15 protein-coding genes are annotated in these 16,249 nt (G+C 64.7%); 6 read left to right on the top strand and 9 right to left on the bottom strand.

Features of this window, described 5'->3' with window-relative positions; all coding sequences use genetic code 11:
• Positions 1-6 precede the first annotated feature (6 nt).
• From rplT to CXR03_RS15695, 3 genes are all read left to right on the top strand, one after another.
• A complete protein-coding gene (gene rplT / locus CXR03_RS15685) occupies positions 7-663 on the top strand; it encodes a 50S ribosomal protein L20 (protein WP_104104613.1) in 657 nt (218 codons plus the stop codon).
• A 53-nt stretch (positions 664-716) separates the two neighbouring features.
• On the top strand, positions 717-1,613 hold the full coding sequence (locus tag CXR03_RS15690; RefSeq protein ID WP_258073688.1) for an RNA methyltransferase: 897 nt from the start codon (positions 717-719) through the stop codon (positions 1,611-1,613).
• 141 nt (positions 1,614-1,754) lie between these two features.
• On the top strand, positions 1,755-2,714 hold the full coding sequence (locus tag CXR03_RS15695) for a cation diffusion facilitator family transporter (protein ID WP_104104615.1): 960 nt from the start codon (positions 1,755-1,757) through the stop codon (positions 2,712-2,714).
• Here CXR03_RS15695 and CXR03_RS15700 read toward each other — a convergent pair.
• Complete coding sequence (locus tag CXR03_RS15700; protein WP_104104616.1) at positions 2,620-3,864, bottom strand: MFS transporter; 1,245 nt, start codon at positions 3,862-3,864, stop codon at positions 2,620-2,622. The genes CXR03_RS15695 and CXR03_RS15700 overlap by 95 nt on opposite strands.
• A gap of 186 nt (positions 3,865-4,050) precedes the next feature.
• On the opposite strand from CXR03_RS15700, the gene CXR03_RS15705 reads away from it, so the two are divergent.
• On the top strand, positions 4,051-4,479 hold the full coding sequence (locus CXR03_RS15705) for a (deoxy)nucleoside triphosphate pyrophosphohydrolase (RefSeq protein ID WP_104104722.1): 429 nt from the start codon (positions 4,051-4,053) through the stop codon (positions 4,477-4,479).
• Positions 4,480-4,560: 81 nt separating this feature from the next.
• On the opposite strand, the gene CXR03_RS15710 is transcribed toward CXR03_RS15705, so the two are convergent.
• The gene (locus CXR03_RS15710) at positions 4,561-5,631 is read right to left on the bottom strand and encodes an Rv2578c family radical SAM protein (protein ID WP_104104723.1); all 1,071 of its coding nucleotides are present in this window, start codon (positions 5,629-5,631) and stop codon (positions 4,561-4,563) included.
• Positions 5,632-5,672: 41 nt separating this feature from the next.
• Positions 5,673-6,068, bottom strand: a complete 396-nt coding sequence (locus CXR03_RS15715) for a hypothetical protein (RefSeq protein ID WP_104104617.1) — start codon at positions 6,066-6,068, stop codon at positions 5,673-5,675.
• A 197-nt stretch (positions 6,069-6,265) separates the two neighbouring features.
• Between CXR03_RS15715 and pheS the strand changes: the two genes are divergently transcribed.
• Together pheS and pheT are read left to right on the top strand one after the other, a co-directional pair.
• Positions 6,266-7,348, top strand: a complete 1,083-nt coding sequence (gene pheS / locus CXR03_RS15720; RefSeq protein ID WP_104104618.1) for a phenylalanine--tRNA ligase subunit alpha — start codon at positions 6,266-6,268, stop codon at positions 7,346-7,348.
• Positions 7,349-9,892 (top strand): phenylalanine--tRNA ligase subunit beta, encoded by a 2,544-nt coding sequence (pheT, locus tag CXR03_RS15725; RefSeq protein ID WP_104104619.1) that lies wholly within the window; start codon positions 7,349-7,351, stop codon positions 9,890-9,892.
• Positions 9,893-9,955: 63 nt separating this feature from the next.
• On the opposite strand, the gene CXR03_RS15730 is transcribed toward pheT, so the two are convergent.
• From CXR03_RS15730 to CXR03_RS15750, 6 genes are all read right to left on the bottom strand, one after another.
• On the bottom strand, positions 9,956-10,345 hold the full coding sequence (locus tag CXR03_RS15730; protein ID WP_104104620.1) for a hypothetical protein: 390 nt from the start codon (positions 10,343-10,345) through the stop codon (positions 9,956-9,958).
• A 133-nt stretch (positions 10,346-10,478) separates the two neighbouring features.
• Positions 10,479-11,303 (bottom strand): endo alpha-1,4 polygalactosaminidase, encoded by an 825-nt coding sequence (locus tag CXR03_RS15735; RefSeq protein ID WP_219816258.1) that lies wholly within the window; start codon positions 11,301-11,303, stop codon positions 10,479-10,481.
• A 50-nt stretch (positions 11,304-11,353) separates the two neighbouring features.
• Positions 11,354-12,022 carry a spherulation-specific family 4 protein gene (locus CXR03_RS18365; protein ID WP_181034639.1) on the bottom strand — a complete coding sequence of 223 codons (669 nt, stop codon included), beginning with the start codon at positions 12,020-12,022 and terminating at the stop codon, positions 11,354-11,356.
• Complete coding sequence (locus CXR03_RS18370) at positions 12,019-13,350, bottom strand: hypothetical protein (protein WP_181034640.1); 1,332 nt, start codon at positions 13,348-13,350, stop codon at positions 12,019-12,021. Before CXR03_RS18370 ends, CXR03_RS18365 begins: the two co-directional genes overlap by 4 nt.
• Complete coding sequence (gene pelF / locus CXR03_RS15745; RefSeq protein WP_104104621.1) at positions 13,347-14,906, bottom strand: GT4 family glycosyltransferase PelF; 1,560 nt, start codon at positions 14,904-14,906, stop codon at positions 13,347-13,349. Before pelF ends, CXR03_RS18370 begins: the two co-directional genes overlap by 4 nt.
• Positions 14,907-15,252: 346 nt before the next feature.
• On the bottom strand, positions 15,253-16,218 hold the full coding sequence (locus tag CXR03_RS15750; protein ID WP_104104622.1) for a quinone oxidoreductase: 966 nt from the start codon (positions 16,216-16,218) through the stop codon (positions 15,253-15,255).
• Positions 16,219-16,249 lie beyond the last annotated feature (31 nt).

A 16,249-nucleotide genomic window follows, 5' to 3' on the forward strand; every position in this document is an offset into this window, starting at 1 on the left:
ACGCACGTGGCACGTGTGAAGCGGGCGGTAAACGCCCACAAGAAGCGCCGGGTTATTCTCGAGCGCGCCAAGGGTTACCGCGGACAGCGTTCACGCCTGGTCCGCAAGGCCAAAGAGCAGCTGCTGCACTCGTTTGTGTACAGCTACGGCGATCGCCGCAAGCGCAAGGGTGACTTCCGCCGCCTGTGGATCCAGCGCATCAATGCTGCCTCCCGCGCCAACGGCCTGACCTACAACCGTCTGATCCAGGGCCTGAAGGCCGCTGAGATCCAGGTTGACCGCCGCATGCTGGCCGAACTGGCCGTCAACGACGCCGCCGCGTTCGCCACGCTGGTCCAGATCGCCAAGAACGCTCTGCCGTCCGACACCTCGGCTCCGGCCGTTGCCGTTGCTTCGGCTCCCGCCGCCAAGGCTGCTCCGGCCAAGGCTGCCAAGCCGGCCGCTGCTGTTGCCGACGCTCAGGGTGGCTTCAAGGCTTCCGAGGGCGACGCTCCCGAGGGCTTTGTCATCAAGGGCAACCTGGGCTCCGGCAAGTACCACGTTCCGGGTTCCACCTGGTACGAGCAGACCGTTGCTGAGTACTGGTTCAACTCCGTGGAAGCAGCTAAGGCTGCCGGCCTGGAGCCTGCTGGCGGAGAATCCCGCCAGAAGTTCCAGGGCTAGAAATCGGTTATTAGCCGATCATGAGTATCGATGGGCGCCCGCCGGCTCCGTTAATGTCCAACCCCCGAGCAGATCGGGTCAGGGATGTTGCGAAGCTGGCCGGGCGCCCAGCGCGTTTAAAGACCGGCCGCTTCGTCGCCGAAGGACCGCAGGCCGTCCGCGAGGCGCTGCTGTCCCACCGGGCCGACGTCCAAAGCGGCGGCGCCGGCGTCGTGCTTGAAGTCTTCGCCACCCAAACGTGCCTTGACCGGCTGCCCGAACTGGCGGATCTGGCCGGTGACGTGTCGCTGCGCCTGGCCACGGATGAAGTCATCGGCGCGATGGCCACCACCATCTCCCCGCAGGGCATCGTGGCCGTGTGCCGCATCCAGGACTACGACCTGGATGAAGTACTGGCCTCCGGAGCCCGGCTGATTGCCGTTTTGTGTGAAGTCCGAGACCCCGGTAACGCCGGAACAATCCTCCGCGCCGCTGATTCCGCCGGTGCCGACGCCGTGGTGCTGACGGCCTCAAGCGTGGATATCCATAACCCCAAAGCCGTGCGCTCCACTGCCGGCTCCCTGTTTCACCTGCCGGTGGTTACCGGCGTGGAATTCGATTTCCTCATGTCAGCCTTCCGCGCCCACGGCCTGACCGTTTTGGCAGCGGATGGCTACGGCAGCGTGGACCTTGACCGGCTGCAGGACGAAAGCGCCCTCCGCCGTCTGGCTCCCCAGCAGTCCGGGCCCGACGACGGCGCTTCCGCGGCTTCTGCGGGCACAGCTCAGCCCCGCCTGGAAAGCTCCACGGCCTGGCTGTTTGGCAATGAGGCCCAGGGGCTGTCCGAGGGTCAGCTTGCCGACGCCGATTACCGCGTGGCCGTGCCCGTCTACGGGCGGGCCGAAAGCCTGAACGTGGGAACCGCGGCCACCGTTTGCCTGTACGCTTCGGCGCGTGCGCAAAACCGCTGAACCACTGCCTGAATCCATTGTGTGACTTGAGCCCCGCTGCGGCCGTCCGCAACTGATAAGTACCCTTGCTAACCGCTAAAGTAGCCGCAGGACAAGTCCCCGGAGAGCGGGGAGGCCAAACTTGCGAAGCGGGTTTCCATCATGTCTTCCAGCGGCGGTAACAAGGCGGTGGTTGCAGCACTGTCTGCCAACCTCGTCATTGCGTTCCTGAAGTTCCTTGCTTTCGCCCTGACGCGCTCCTCTTCGATGCTCGCCGAAGCAATTCACTCGGTGGCGGATTCCGGCAATCAGGTTCTCCTTCTGGTGGGCGGCAAGCGCGCCGCCCGCCGGGCCAGCCCGGAACATCCTTTCGGCTACGGCCGCGAGCGGTACATCTACGCATTCATCGTCTCCATAGTCCTGTTTAGTGTGGGCGGCCTGTTTGCCCTATATGAGGCGTACTCCAAGTTGCAGGACCCGCATCCGATCGAAGGACAGTGGTGGTGGGTGCCGCTGACGGTTTTGGTGGGTGCGATCCTGGCCGAGGGTTTCTCCTTCCGGACAGCCATGCGCGAATCCAACCGGACCCGCGGCAAGAAGTCCTGGATCGACTTTGTCCGCACCGCAAAGGCTCCGGAACTTCCCGTGGTGCTGCTCGAGGACTTCGGTGCACTGCTGGGACTGCTCTTTGCACTGTTCGGCGTGAGCCTGACCCTCGTCACCGGAAACGGTGTCTGGGATGCTGCCGGAACAGCCATGATCGGACTTTTGCTCGTGGCCATCGCGGCAGTGCTGGCAGTGGAAACCAAATCACTGCTGCTGGGTGAATCGGCCACCGCAAGCGACGTGCGCCGCATCGAAGAGGCCATCACCGCGGACGGAACCCGGATCATCCACCTCAAGACCCTGCACCTGGGGCCCGAGGAACTGCTGGTAGCCGCGAAAATTTCCGTGGACAAGTGTGAGACGGGTGAGCACATCGCCGAAGCCATTAATGGAGCCGAAAGGCGGATCCGGGAGGCAGTTCCTATTGCCCGGCTGATTTACCTGGAACCGGATGTGTACGTGCAGCGTCAGCCACAGCAGGCTGCCGGGGATCCTTCCGGTCCAGCCGGCCGCTGATCAGGGCGATGCCCAGTCCCATCAGGGCCAGGACGGCACCGACGACGGCGGGGGAGCGGTAGCCCCAGCCCCAGGCAATGACCAGCCCGCCCAGCAGCGCGCCGAGGGCGTTGGCCATGTTCAATGCGGAGTGGGTCAGGGATGACGCCAGGGACTGCGCGTCGGGGGACACATCCAGCAGACGCGTCTGCAGCGGCGGAACCAGCATGGAACCGATGGCTCCCACCAGGAACACCAGCGCCAGAGCGCCGGCCTTGTACTGGACCAGCCAGGCATACGAGGCCAGAATCACGACGGTCCCGGCCAGGATCCCGTAGATGCTCCGCATGACGCTGCGGTCCGCCAGGCGTCCGCCGGCAATGTTTCCCACCACGTTGCCGAGACCGTAGAGTCCAACGATCAGGGGCAGGAGGTCGGTACTGAAGCCGGCGACATGGGTCATGGTCGGAGAAATATACGCATACACGGCAAAGAACCCGCCGAAGCCCACCGTGCCCACCAACAGTGCCAGCCACACCTGCACCCGCCGCAGGGCTCCCAATTCGCGGCGGATACTGGCGCCGGGAAGGGTCGCCTGGTGCGGTACGAAGCGCACCATCAGGATGACTGTGAGCAGTCCGATCAATCCCACGAGGACGAACATCCAGCGCCATCCGGCCTGCTGCCCCAGCCAGGTGGCGAAGGGAACGCCGACGACGTTGGCAATGCTCAGGCCGAGCATCACCATGGAGATGGCGCGTGCGCGGCGCGTGGGAGCGACCAGTGAAGCGGCGATGACGGCGGCGACGCCAAAGAAGGCTCCGTGCGGAAGCCCGGAAACAAAGCGGGTGACCAGGAGCCACTGGTAGTCGGGAGCAAAAAACGAGGAGAGGTTTCCGATGGCAAAGAGCATCATCAGCCCCACCGCCAGCTTTTTACGGGGCATGCGTGCGCCCAGTGCTGCGAGGACGGGTGCCCCGACCACCACGCCCAGGGCGTAAGCAGAAATAACGTGGCCGCCGGCAGGCACGGAAATGCCCAGATCGGTGACCATTTCCTGCAGCAGGCCCATGATCGCGAACTCGGTGGTGCCGATGGCAAAACCGCCAACCGCGAGGGCGAAGATGGCAAGGGAAGCCCGCTTGGCATTGAGCGCGGGTGCTGGAGACATGGAACTCTTTCGGAAAGGATGCGGTTGAGCGGATGGACGGCGCCCGGGTGCGTGGACCGAAACAAAGAATGCGGGGAGGGACGCGCAGGGCCCCGGGCTGATGATCTCCGGGAGCTGGCGGTTCACCGCAACAGCGCTGTCAGGACAAGCTTAGTCCAGGGTGGACCGTAGACTCTTTCCGTGTCTATTTCCGAATTGAAGCAAGTTGTTGGTGCCGCCCTCGTGGACAGCTTGGCTGCCCCCACGAAACTGCTGGCCGCCCGGCGCACCGCACCCGAACAGTACGCGGGCATGTGGGAATTCCCCGGCGGCAAGGTGGAACCGGGGGAGACCTGCGAGGAAGGGCTGCACCGGGAACTGCATGAAGAGCTCGGTGTCCGGGTTCGGCTCGGCGCCGAGGTGCCGGGACCGGGCATACAGGGGTGGCCGCTGAACGCGAAGGCTGCCATGCGGGTGTGGCTTGCCGAGGTCACCGAGGGAATTCCGGCCCCGCTCGAGGATCACGATGAGCTGCGGTGGGTGGCCCTTGATTCCCGGGAACTGAAGTCTCTTTCCTGGATTCCTGCTGACCTTCCGATTGTCGAAGCCATGCTGGACACTGCCCTCCGGCCGTAAGGCAACAGGCAGGAACCGCACAGCAGGCCCAGAACCGCACAGCAGACCCAGAACAGCGGCAGACTCAGAACAGCGGCAGACTCAGAACAGCGTTTGGGCAGCCGTGCCCGCATGCGCCAGGCCGTCAGCGGCCGGGGACGTTCCCATGATGCGGGTTGGCTTCTCCGGGCGGGCACCCGCGTTGCTCCGGGACGGCAGGAACTGGGCCCGCGAGGTGAAGCCGTGCTTCTTTTTGAAGAACTGCACCCGGCCGGCGAGCCACTGCCGGTATTCCTTGGAGGCATAGGTTCCGCCTCCGTAAAGCCGGGCGTAATTGCCGGACAAATGCGGGTAGTCACGGGCAATGAACGCGAGGAACCACTCCCGGGCTCCGGGCCGAAGATGCAGTGCTCCGGCGGTGACTCCGGTGGCTCCGGCAGCGGCCAATGCACCGAAAAGGGCGTCAAGGGACTCATCCCCGTCGGTCAGCCAGGGCAGGATGGGCATGGCCATGACGGAACAGGGAAGCCCTGCCTCGCGGAGCCTGCTGATCAGTTCCAGCCGTGCTTTGGGTGCAGGAGTGCCAGGTTCCACACGGTGCGCCAACTCCGGATCCAGCAGGGCCAGGGAAATGCCCATGCCAATCTCGGTGTCCTGTCCGGCACTTTTCAGCAGGGGAATGTCCCTGGCAAGCAGGGTGCCCTTGGTCAGGATGGAAAACGGTGTGCCGGAGTCCGCCAGCGCCTTGATAATGTCCGGCATCAGCCGATACCGGCCCTCGGCCCGCTGATAGGGATCGGTGTTGGTCCCCATGGCCACATGCTCGTGCTGCCAGGACGGACGTGCCAGTTCCCGGCGCAGGACCTCGGCAATGTTGGTCTTGACAACGAGCTGGCTGTCGAAGTCCAAACCGCTGTCCAAATCAAGGTAGGTGTGTGTCTTCCGCGCAAAGCAGTAGACGCAGGCGTGGCTGCAGCCCCGGTAGGGATTGATGGTCCACCCAAAAGGCATGCCTGAAGTTTTGCCGACTTTGTTGAGGGCGGATTTGGAAATCACCTCATGGAAAGTGATGCCGGCAAATTCCGGGGTCTTTACGCTGCGGACCACGCCCTGCAGGGCCAGCAGGGCGTCCTGCGCGCCCGCTGCCTTGGGTTCCTGCGCTTCCCATCTCATGACCACCATTAGAACACATGTTCTATATAGGGAGAAGGTGGTTAGCGGTAACCGCCGTCTGCCAGGCCGGCGAGCCGTTCGAAGACGTTGCCCGATGCAGGAACCCCGGTCCGCAGCACGGACAGGCCGGCGGCGGCAAAGTACAGGGGCAGGAACGCCAGTCCCAGACCCGCATATTGGCTGGCATGCCGTGCCTCATGCCGCAGCAGGGGAGCAGGGCCGTCCGGGCCGGGCGAAAAGAGCCGGGCCGCGCGAGGGCGGTACAGGATCACATTGCCAACCGTGAAGGCGGCAGCCTTTGGAAGCGGCCAGGTCCAGCCGCCGGCCAGCAGCAATCCGTCCGGCCCGGGTTTCACCGCACAGTGGCCCGCACGGGCGAGGAGCAGCCCTGCCGGCGTGGTCAGGTTGATGATGTTCAGTAGCTGGCGCAGGTTCACCCTGCCAGTGTAGGAGCGGCGCCGGCCCACGGGTACGGGGGCGGAGATGTCATCTAGCCGTCACCCCGGGGAGCCGTGCCCCGGTTCGCAGGCCGGGTTGGTTAGACTGGAAGCTACGGGCATTTTCGCTTGCTGTCATACAACCAAAGCCCATCAAAACGTCCATCAACAGGGCCGGAAATAGGTAAGAACTGTACATGTCGAACTCCATACCGGGGACGAACTCCCCAGACACCGTCCCCGAACCCCCCAACCCGCTGGATGAGGCAGCCGTTGCCGCCGCCGTCGATGCGGCGCTCGCAGCCATTGCCGCCGCAGCGGATCTGGATGCTCTCAAAGACGTCCGCATCGCCGTCGCCGGCGACAAGTCGCCGCTGAGCCTGGCCAACCGCACCATCGGTTCCCTTCCCAAGGACCAGAAGTCCGCCGCCGGCAAGCTCGTGGGCCCCGCCCGCGGACGCATCAACGCCGCGCTCGCCGCCCGCACCGTGGAGCTGGAGGCAGAGCGCGACGCGCGGATCCTGGTTGAGGAGGCGGTGGACGTCACCGCAGCTCCGCGCCGCCGCCGCATGGGTGGCCGCCACCCGCTGTCCACCCTGCAGGACCGCGTCATCGACGTATTTGTGGGCATGGGCTGGGAAATCGCTGAAGGCCCCGAAGTGGAATCCGAGTGGTTCAACTTCGATGCACTGAACTTCAAGCCGGACCACCCGGCCCGCGAAATGCAGGACACGTTCTTCGTGGAGCCGCCCGAAGCCCACCTGGTGATGCGCACGCACACCTCGCCGGTGCAGGTCCGCTCCATGCTCGAGCGCGAGCTGCCCATTTACGTCCTGTGCCCGGGCAAGGTGTTCCGCACGGATGAACTCGATGCCACGCACACCCCCGTGTTCCACCAGTTCGAGGGCCTGGCCATCGACAAGGGCCTGACCATGGCGGACCTCGTGGGTACGCTGGAGCACTTCACCCGCGTACTGTTCGGCGAGGAAGCCAAGGTGCGCCTGCGCCCGAACTACTTCCCCTTCACCGAGCCCAGCGCCGAACTGGACATCTGGCACCCGGGCGCCAAGGGCGGCCCGCGCTGGATCGAGTGGGGCGGCTGCGGCATGGTCAATCCGAACGTGCTGCGCGCGGCCGGCATTGATCCCGAGGTCTATTCAGGTTTTGCCTTCGGCATGGGCATTGAGCGCGCACTGATGTTCCGCAACGAAGTGGGGGACATGCGCGACATGATCGAGGGCGATGTACGTTTCAGCGAACACTTCGGGATGGAGATCTAAGTGAGAATCCCACTTTCCTGGCTGCGCGAGTATGCCCAGGTTCCGGCGGACGCAACCGCCGAAGACGTCATGGCGGAACTGGTCAAGGTAGGCCTGGAGGAAGAGGACGTTCACCGTCCCGCCGACGAGCTGTCCGGCCCCATTGTTGTGGGCCAGGTGCTCTCCATGGAGCCCGAGCCCCAGAAGAACGGCAAGACCATTAACTGGTGCACCGTCCGCGTGGTGCCCGAGGGCGCCGAGCAGACGCTCACCGGTGACGGCATTGACCCCTCCGGAGTGCAGGGCATCGTCTGCGGTGCGCACAACTTCGCGGTGGGCGACAAGGTGGTGGTCACCCTTCCCGGCGCCGTGCTGCCCGGAGACTTCCGGATCAGCCCGCGCAAGACCTACGGCCACGTGTCCGCCGGCATGATCGCCTCGGTGCGCGAACTGGGCATCGGCGATGACCACGACGGCATCCTGGTCCTTTCCCGGCTGGGGCTGGACCCCGAGATTGGCACCGACGCCATGGACCTGCTGGGCCTGTATGACGAGGCCGCAGAAATCAACGTCACCCCTGACCGCGGCTACGTGTTCTCCATCCGCGGCGCCGCCCGCGAATACGCCCACGCCACCGGAACGAAGTTCACCGACCCGGCTGCCGCCGTCGTCGTCCCCGAAGCCGACGGCAAGGGTTACGGCGTGCGGCTGGAAGACCAGGCTCCCATCTACGGCAAGGCCGGCTGCGACCGTTTTGTGGCCCGGACCGTCCGCGGCGTGGATCCCACGCGTCCGACTCCGCCGTGGATGTCCGCACGGCTGCGCCTGGCCGGAATGCGCTCAATCTCGCTGATCGTGGATATTTCCAACTACGTGATGCTGGAACTGGGCCAGCCCCTGCACTTCTATGACCTGGACAAGCTTTCCGGGGACATCGTGGTGCGCCGGGCAACTCCGGGGGAGACGCTGAAGACCCTGGATGAGAAGGTCCGCACGCTGGATCCCGAGGATCTGCTCATCACCGACGATTCCGGTGCCATCGGCATCGCCGGCGTGATGGGCGGTGCGGAAACCGAAGTGTCCGATGCCACGCAGAACGTCCTGATTGAGGCCGCGCACTTCGAGGAAGTCAGCATTGGCCGCTCCCGCCGCCGGCACCGCCTGCCGTCCGAGGCGTCCAGGCGCTTTGAGCGCGGCGTGGACTGGAACATCGCCGACATTGCCGCGCAGCGTGCCGTGGACCTGCTGACCGAACTGGCCGGCGGCACCGTCGACGCATCAGTGACCGACGTCGGCACGGCCCCGGAGGCCAAGGCCATCGACCTGCCGGCAGACTTCGCCTCCAAGCTGATCGGTTACGACTTCAGCGAGGAACAGATCACCGGAACGCTGACCGATCTGGGTGCCGCAGTGGCGAAGACGGCTGCCGGCTACTCCGTGACGCCGCCAAGCTGGCGCCCCGACCTGGAGACGCGCGAGGACCTCACCGAGGAAATCATCCGCCTGGTGGGCTACGAGAACATTCCGTCCACCCTGCCCACGGCTCCTCCCGGCCGGGGACTGACCCGGATCCAGCAGCAGCGCCGCCGCCTGCAGCAGGCCCTTGCTGCTTCCGGACTGACAGAGGTGCTGTCCTATCCGTTCGTCACGGAAGAGGACAATAACACCTTCGGAACGCCCGACGCCGGCACCTCGCCTGCCGCGGTTAAGCTGGCGAACCCGCTCAGTGCCGAGTTTGGCTTCCTGCGCACCTCGGTGCTGCCAGGACTGTTCGAGGTCGCCAAGCGCAACCTTTCCCGCGGTTTCCGCGATCTGGCTCTGTTTGAGTCGGGGTCGGTCTTCCTGCCCGGGGAGCAGCTGGGAACGGCGTCCATTCCGCCGCTGGGCGTCCGCCCGTCGGAGGAAGTCCTGGACTCCCTGTATGAAGGCGTACCGGATCAGCCGCTGCACATTGGCGTGCTGTTCACCGGCCACGAGTCACAGCCCGGCGCCGGTTTCACCCCGCGCGCCTGGGACTGGGCCGACGCCGTGGATACCGCCCGCCTGATGGGCGACGTGCTGGGCGTGGAACTGGTGGTGAGCCAGGGCGAGCATCAGGCCTTCCATCCCGGACGCACCGCCAAGCTGTCCCTGCGCAGCGGCGAAACTGTTGGTTACGCCGGCGAGCTGCATCCCAAGCTGCTGGCTGCGCGTGACATGCCGGCCCGTACGGTGGCGCTGGAGCTCGACGCCGATGCCCTGTTCGATGCCGCGCCCGAGGTGATTGTGGCCCGTGCGATTTCCTCGTTCCCGGCCACCACCCAGGACGTGGCACTGGTGGTGGAAGCCTCCATTCCCGCCGAGACTGTCTTGGAGACCTTGCGCGAAGGCGCAGGGGAACTGCTGGAGGACATCGCGCTGTTCGATGTCTACTCGGGCAAGGGCATTGAAGAGGGACACAAGTCCCTGGCCTTCGCCCTGCGCTTCCGTGCTCCGGACCGGACCCTGACCGCTGATGAGGCGTCGGAGTCCCGGGCCGCCGCCGTCGCGCTGGCTGCCGAGCGGTTTGGTGCCGTCCAGCGCTAACAGCTGTGGTGCACTGAAGGGTCCTGCCGGGTTTCGGCGGGGCCCTTCGCCGTTTCGATGCCCTCAGCGGCCACCCTTGGCGAGGTAGTCCGCGCCGTCATAGTGGACGTGGAGGGTGTTGATGAGCCCAGCCCCGTCGAAGGTGAAAAACTCCGCGAACCGCACGTTTCCGCCAGGCATGGCGGCATCGTAAAGTACTGCCGACGATGACTCGTCGTGAACCTCCCGGAGAATGTCGAGGCCTCCCACAGTTGCGATGAAGCCGCTGACTCCCTGCAGGAAGCTCTCAGTGGCATCCGGACGGTGGCCGGCCATGGCGCCGGTGAAGTCAAGCCGCTCGGAGAAGAGAGGGCGCAGGGTGCTTCCGTCGCCAAAGGCCTCCGGCCCCTCGGACAGGATGCGGTAATACTCGCGCAGTGCCGGCGGTGCCGAGGGGGAGAGATTTCCGTCCATGATTAGTTCCTTGTCTGGGGCCAGGCGGTCCGTCCGATTTGCCACTCACGTTTTCCGTGGTCAGCATAAGTGTGGCAGCGCAGGGCGGGTCACGAACAGGGAGCCGGGAGTATCTCCTTTAGGGAAATGCCGCTCAGCAGGAGGACCTGGCCGGCCCAAGATCCAGCGGTTTCAGCATGGAGGACAGCCCGATCCGCCGGGACTCGGCGCAAAAGTCCAGCGGCCCTTGATATTCGACGTGCAGAACGGCCTTGCCCTCGTCGGCAAAGGGCTTGTACGCCTCACATTCCCCGTACCGGAAACACTCCTCATTGACGGCAAAATCAAAGTCATCCGCCAGTTCGGGAATCTGGTCAATGTCGTTCTTCAAGCCCACCGATAATCCGCGGGCATGGGCCAGATCTGCAACGGCCCGGTTGTAGGCCAATTGGTCATCCGCCGTCAGCGGGAAGCCCGTCTCATTGACATAGCCGTCAACATTGTCGGGTTCCACGGCATCGAATCCCTTCGCCGCGCAGGTATCCATGCGTGCTGCCATGATCGGCAGGAGAACGTCCGTCCGGCGGATGTCCAGCCACCGCTCTTCGGGCCAGCCGTCCAACGTGTTCCCCAGGACCGTTTCCGGGAACTGTCCTGCATCGCCCCGGAAGTCCTCCCGGGAACCAACCGACAAATAGCAGATTGAGTGCCTGCCGCTGCCCCTTAGCGTGGCGATATCCGCCGGTGTGGTTGTTTCGTAATCAACGTCGTAAACGTCGGCGTCCACCGTGAGGTCCAGTGCACCGCTCAGCTGCCACTGCCAGCTGACCGAGGGCGACGGGGTCCATCGGGCGGAATCCGATGGTACCGGCGTTTGCGGGAGGACTGGGGTCTGTGTTTCGGCACGGGCTCCGACGTCGACACTGGAGGCACAGGCAGTCAGGGACAAGAGGAAAAGCACGCCGGAGATTACACGCACAAGGTGTGCTCCGGGTCGGGGCCCCCTTCTCATGAACAGACCGTTTGCCGTCATGGGGACAAACGGGCGGAGACAGCGGTGGAGGTTCCCAGCCACGGGTTGGGCAGGGTCCGGTCGGTGGCAAAAACGTATCCCGCTCCGTGCTGGCCCGCGGAGGTGCGGACGGCCTCGATCTCTCCGGGGCCGCAGGCGTACACCAAATGCCACAGCTGGGACGGCGGTATGCTGGCGGCCCAATTGGGCTGCTGAAAATCCGCGTAGGCCTCTGCCGTGCCCTCAAAGACAGCGGTGACATCGAACAGATTCAGATGTGCCTGCGGGGGGAACCTGCCGGGGTTTGCGGCCAGGAAGGTGATTCCTGCGGCTCGAGCGGCGGCAGCGTATTGAGCGCACCGCGCAAAGCTTGACGGATGGGAAGGAAGCTCGTCGAGCATGATTCCGTCGAGACGGTACAACCTTTGCCAAGTCTCAATGTCCCGGGCAACGTCCGCCACCGGCCGGTTTCCGTAATCGACCCGCACGTACCCAAGCAGGCGTACGCACGGCCGCAGTGCCGCCACAGCGTCAGGATAGTACTCGTCGTCGTCGTGCCCCGGCCCGTTGTGGACATTGAGAATGGCAAACGAAACCCTGCCGTGCTGGGCGGCCAACCAACTCCATTCCTGCGGAGCAACAGCTGGATGGACGTACCAGGGAATGGCGGTCCGTGCTTTCTTCACGCGTACGTCCTCGGATCGGACACGCGGCTCAGCAGCACGCCGATCCCGGCTACCAGGAACGCCGCGGCTACGAGTATGCCGGCTGTATTTCCTGCTGCAATCCAGGCCTCCGCGGAAAAGAAAGCGGCACCGGCAAAAACCACTCCGCCGCCAGGCAGCCCAAAGGCGGCCAGCGTGGTGGACGTAGTGGCCAGGGAGCTGAAGGCCGCCGCCACCAGCACGGTGGTGGCAACTCGGGTGTCCTCGACCAGGAAGACAACCACAAGGGTGGATACGGAAGCGGAGATGACTACTATCGCTGCGGACATTGTCATGGTGAGCGACCGTGCGTTCCGGGCTGCGTGCCGCAGCAGCGGCGTCCGGTTGGAGGACCAGACGAGTCGCTGCCGCATGAGCACCAGGGCCGGATCCGTGGCTGCCGCGGCGACGACTGTGGCTACGATAAGCGCGGTTCCCTCCCAGTCCGGCAAGCGGGTCAGCGCCAATGACAGGGCCGCGGCAAGAAAGGAGGCCTGGGCCGCCGGCGCGACGGCAGCGCTCCAGCCTCCGCGTCCGAACAAGCGCCGATCGCTGTTGGTGCGCAGGTGCATCACCAGCACAACGGTGACCGACGCCAGCACCAGGACTGCCACGGACACAACAATAGCCGTGGCAGTGCGGTGGTTCAGGATCAGCGCCAGGGCAACAATTGGAACGGCAAGCCCCAGGATCTTTAACAACAACCGGGAGCTGCCCAGGATTACGAGCATGGAGACGACGCAGGAGTACCAGCACCATGCCATGAGGAGGCCCGCCCAGCCTCGGTCATGGCCGGGAAGGACAGTGGAAACCGCTAAGTAACAGGCCAGGGCCAGGATGACCAGGATGGTTGCACCGGTTCCGCGGGCGACCCCGCGGTTCACCTGCCCAGCACCGGCCTGTGCCCAAACGATGCCCGAGATGGACTGACCGATAATCCACGCGCCGATTCCTGCGATGAGGACTTCCCGGGTGCTGGCGGCCATCACTGTGGCAGTGAGACCGCCGAGGAAAGCACCCAGGATCAGGACTATGCCTCGCCGGACGGCCTCAAACAGTGCGTCCCGGGACACCCAGGATTCATGGTTGCCTGCACTCCGGATCACTGTGCGCACCTGGATAAGGGATTGGGCGTAGTCGAACACGTCCCTGGCTCCATGCCGCCTGCGGGCGGTGCGGTCGGTGACGCCGGAGGACTCCAGCCTGGCGGTAATCTCGTACACGTCAACCGCGTCGAAACCGGCCTGATCGTTCGAGAACGCCGCCACCGGCCTCCCTGCTCCGGGCACCGCAACACTGTCAGCGCTCATGCCGACACCCTCAGCGCCACCGCGTCCCGCGGTGCTGCGTCATGGAGCGCGGTTGTTTTCGTCGGGAACGAGCCGGTCGGCGCCGACGCCAAAATGACAGTGCCTTGCTGCGATTTCAGCAGCCTTCCGGTACGGGCGGCCAGGTAGGCCTCCCGGTACCGGGTCAGGCACCGCTCCAGCGTGAACTCGGAAAGCGCCCGTCGCCGTGCTGCGGCGCCCATGGCGGCCCGGCGCTTCGGATCGGTCAATAGGGAGACGCAGGCATCTGCAAACGCAGCGTGGTCCCGGGCGGCAACCAGCATGCCCGTGGACTGCTGCTCGTCAATGCATTCTCCTACGCCTCCAACATCGGTGTTGACCGTTGCGCGACCGCACATCATCGCTTCTATCAGAGTGAACGGCAGTCCTTCCGAAATACTCGACAGTGCTACCACATGACCGGCCTCAATGGCCGGCCGGCTGCCTTTGCTGGGGCCTTCCCAATGAACTGCCTCTGCCACACCGAGAGCCCGCGTCAGGGCAACCAGCAGCTCCTTGTAGGCTGCGTTTTCTTTGGGAGTTGGACCGAAAATGCGCAGTTGGGCATTAGGCACCCGTTCACGAACCAGCGCAAAAGCGGATATCAGCGTTTCCAGGTCCTTCAGGGGATCGATCCGGCCCACAAAGCTGATGGTTGGAAGGTCCGGCTCGGAGGTGACGGGCAGGAAGGTCAACGGATCGACTCCGTTCGGAATGGTGTAGATGCGCTCCGGAAGTGCTCCGAGCCGACGCTCCCAGCGGGCATTGAACTGGTTCACGGGAAGGACCATGTGTGCGCGCACGTTCACGACTTGGCACAGCCGCCGCAGGAACGCGGTGACCGCGCGTCGCACCGGCCAGGACAAATGAGCGCCGTAGAGCGCCAGGTAGCGCTCACGCAGGTATACCCCGTGCTCAGTCAGCAGGATGGGTGTTCCGTGCCGCCATGACTGCGCCAGCGCAAGCAGGGACGAGGGACCGTTGCTGGAGGCATGGACCACGTTCACCTTTCCCAGCCGGTGATCGAGGAGGGCAAGGGCACGGTCCACGATGCTGGCAGCCATGACGGCGTCCGCGACCGAGATGGGAGGTTCGCCGACGCTGACCAGATGCCGTGTCCAGGCAGCAATGATGGCTGCCACGGAGCCACGGGTTGCGAGGGAACGAGCCAATCCAATCCGGTCACTGATGCCCACGAGGTGCTGCAGGGCGTTGGCGGTCCTCCCCACGGGATCCTGCCGTTCGGATCCCAGCGCGGCGTCCCACAACCGCTCAAGTTCATATTGGGTGGACTCAATCCAGTAGCGGCGCCGGGGGGTGGGGCGAAGCGGAGAAGCGGAGGGTCCCCACACCGGAATGAGTCGAACCGATCGAACATTGGGGGGCACCGCCCATACGGGCTTTTCGGCTCCGCTGCCCGTCAGGGCGACCACGTCAAAGTCGTGCTCCGGAAGTCCGGTCAGGAGCTGGTCGCACCACGTACTTACGCCGCCTGTGACGACCGGGTAGGTTCCTTCAGTGATAAGGGCTATTTTCATGTCAATGCCCCTTCGGATAGGTACAGGAGCCGAGACTTCAGCGGGTTTCCCTTTTCGAACAAGACCGGCATGCACAGCATTTAAGACTCTCTTACGGATTGGCGATATCTGCTCCTATGGCCAGTGCCTGCGGTGGATATCGATTCCAGTAAATGTCATGCCGGTGCAGCAATCGAGAGTAACGCCTACGTGCCGGGTACCCGAGCGCACCCGGAGATGCCCTCCCAGCGCGGAATATTCCGAGGTTTTCCATCGGCTGTGGGCATGACTCACCAAGGTGCCGCGCAGAACGCCGGTAACAACCATGACAAGGGCGGCCACGGAGTAAAGGCGGCAAGTCCTTGGGCTACGGAATCAGCAGCACCTTGCCGGTGGTCTTCCGCCCCTCGAGGTCCTCGTGGGCCCTGGCGGCTTCAGCGAGCGGATACGTTCCGCCGATGCGCACGTCCAGCGTTCCTTCACAAACCATTTCAAACAGGTCATGGGCACGCCACTGCCGTTCTTCGCGTGTGAGCAGATAGTCGCCAATGGTAGGGCGGGTGAGGTAGAGGGACCCGCCGGAATTCAGCTGCTGGATGTCGAAGGGCGGCACCTGTCCCGAGGCTCCGCCGAACAGGACCAGCATGCCGCGCTTGCGCAGGCTCGCCAGTGAACCCTCGAACGTTGCCCTGCCCACGCCGTCGTACACCACGTCCACGCCCACGCCGTCCGTCAGGTGACGGACTTCCTCGGCGAAGCCCTCGTACCCCAGTGCATGGTCGGCACCCGCCGAGCGTGCCAGCTCGCGCTTCTCGTCGGTGGACGCTGTGGTGATGATCCTTGCGCCCTTGGCCTTGAGCAGCTGGATCAGCAAGAGGCCAACGCCTCCGGCGCCCGCATGCGTGAGAACGGTCTGGCCCTCTTCCACCGGAAAGGCGGAGTTGCACAGGTAATGTGCGGTCATGCCCTGCATGGGCAGGGCCGCCGCAGTCTCGTCGCTGACACCGTCGGGGACCGGCAGCGCCTTGTCCGCCTCCAGGATCATGTACTCCGAGTAGGTGCCACCGCCTTCAGCGGTGGCAACCCGCGCCCCTTCCCGAAAGTCCTCAACATCGCGGCCTGTCGCCACTACGGTGCCGGCAGCCTCCACGCCGGGAATGAACGGGTACGCCATGGGATACACGCCACTGCGTTTGTAGGTGTCGATGAAGTTCACGCCGGCGGCGGCCACGCGCACCAGCAGTTCCTTGGGGCCCGGCTGGGGGAGGTCCACGTCTTCGACGCGCAGGATTTCCGGCCCGCCGGGGGCGGGTACCACAATAGCTTTATGCATGGAATGTCTCTTCCGTCACGGCTTCGGTGTT

It is taken from the genome of Arthrobacter sp. 08Y14 (genome assembly GCF_002929455.1).
GTDB classification, from domain to species: Bacteria; Actinomycetota; Actinomycetes; order Actinomycetales; family Micrococcaceae; genus Arthrobacter_B; species Arthrobacter_B sunyaminii.

What these genes read in the sequence shown, in the direction of transcription:
- CXR03_RS15690 (WP_258073688.1), top strand. Translation starts at nt 717, where the DNA reads ATGTCCAACCCCCGAGCAGATCGGGTCAGGGATGTTGCGAAGCTGGCC.
- CXR03_RS15695 (WP_104104615.1), top strand. Translation starts at nt 1,755, where the DNA reads ATGTCTTCCAGCGGCGGTAACAAGGCGGTGGTTGCAGCACTGTCTGCC.
- CXR03_RS15700 (WP_104104616.1), bottom strand. Translation starts at nt 3,864, where the DNA reads ATGTCTCCAGCACCCGCGCTCAATGCCAAGCGGGCTTCCCTTGCCATC.
- CXR03_RS15710 (WP_104104723.1), bottom strand. Translation starts at nt 5,631, where the DNA reads ATGAGATGGGAAGCGCAGGAACCCAAGGCAGCGGGCGCGCAGGACGCC.
- pheS (WP_104104618.1), top strand. Translation starts at nt 6,266, where the DNA reads ATGTCGAACTCCATACCGGGGACGAACTCCCCAGACACCGTCCCCGAA.
- CXR03_RS15730 (WP_104104620.1), bottom strand. Translation starts at nt 10,345, where the DNA reads ATGGACGGAAATCTCTCCCCCTCGGCACCGCCGGCACTGCGCGAGTAT.
- CXR03_RS18370 (WP_181034640.1), bottom strand. Translation starts at nt 13,350, where the DNA reads ATGAGCGCTGACAGTGTTGCGGTGCCCGGAGCAGGGAGGCCGGTGGCG.
- pelF (WP_104104621.1), bottom strand. Translation starts at nt 14,906, where the DNA reads ATGAAAATAGCCCTTATCACTGAAGGAACCTACCCGGTCGTCACAGGC.
- CXR03_RS15750 (WP_104104622.1), bottom strand. Translation starts at nt 16,218, where the DNA reads ATGCATAAAGCTATTGTGGTACCCGCCCCCGGCGGGCCGGAAATCCTG.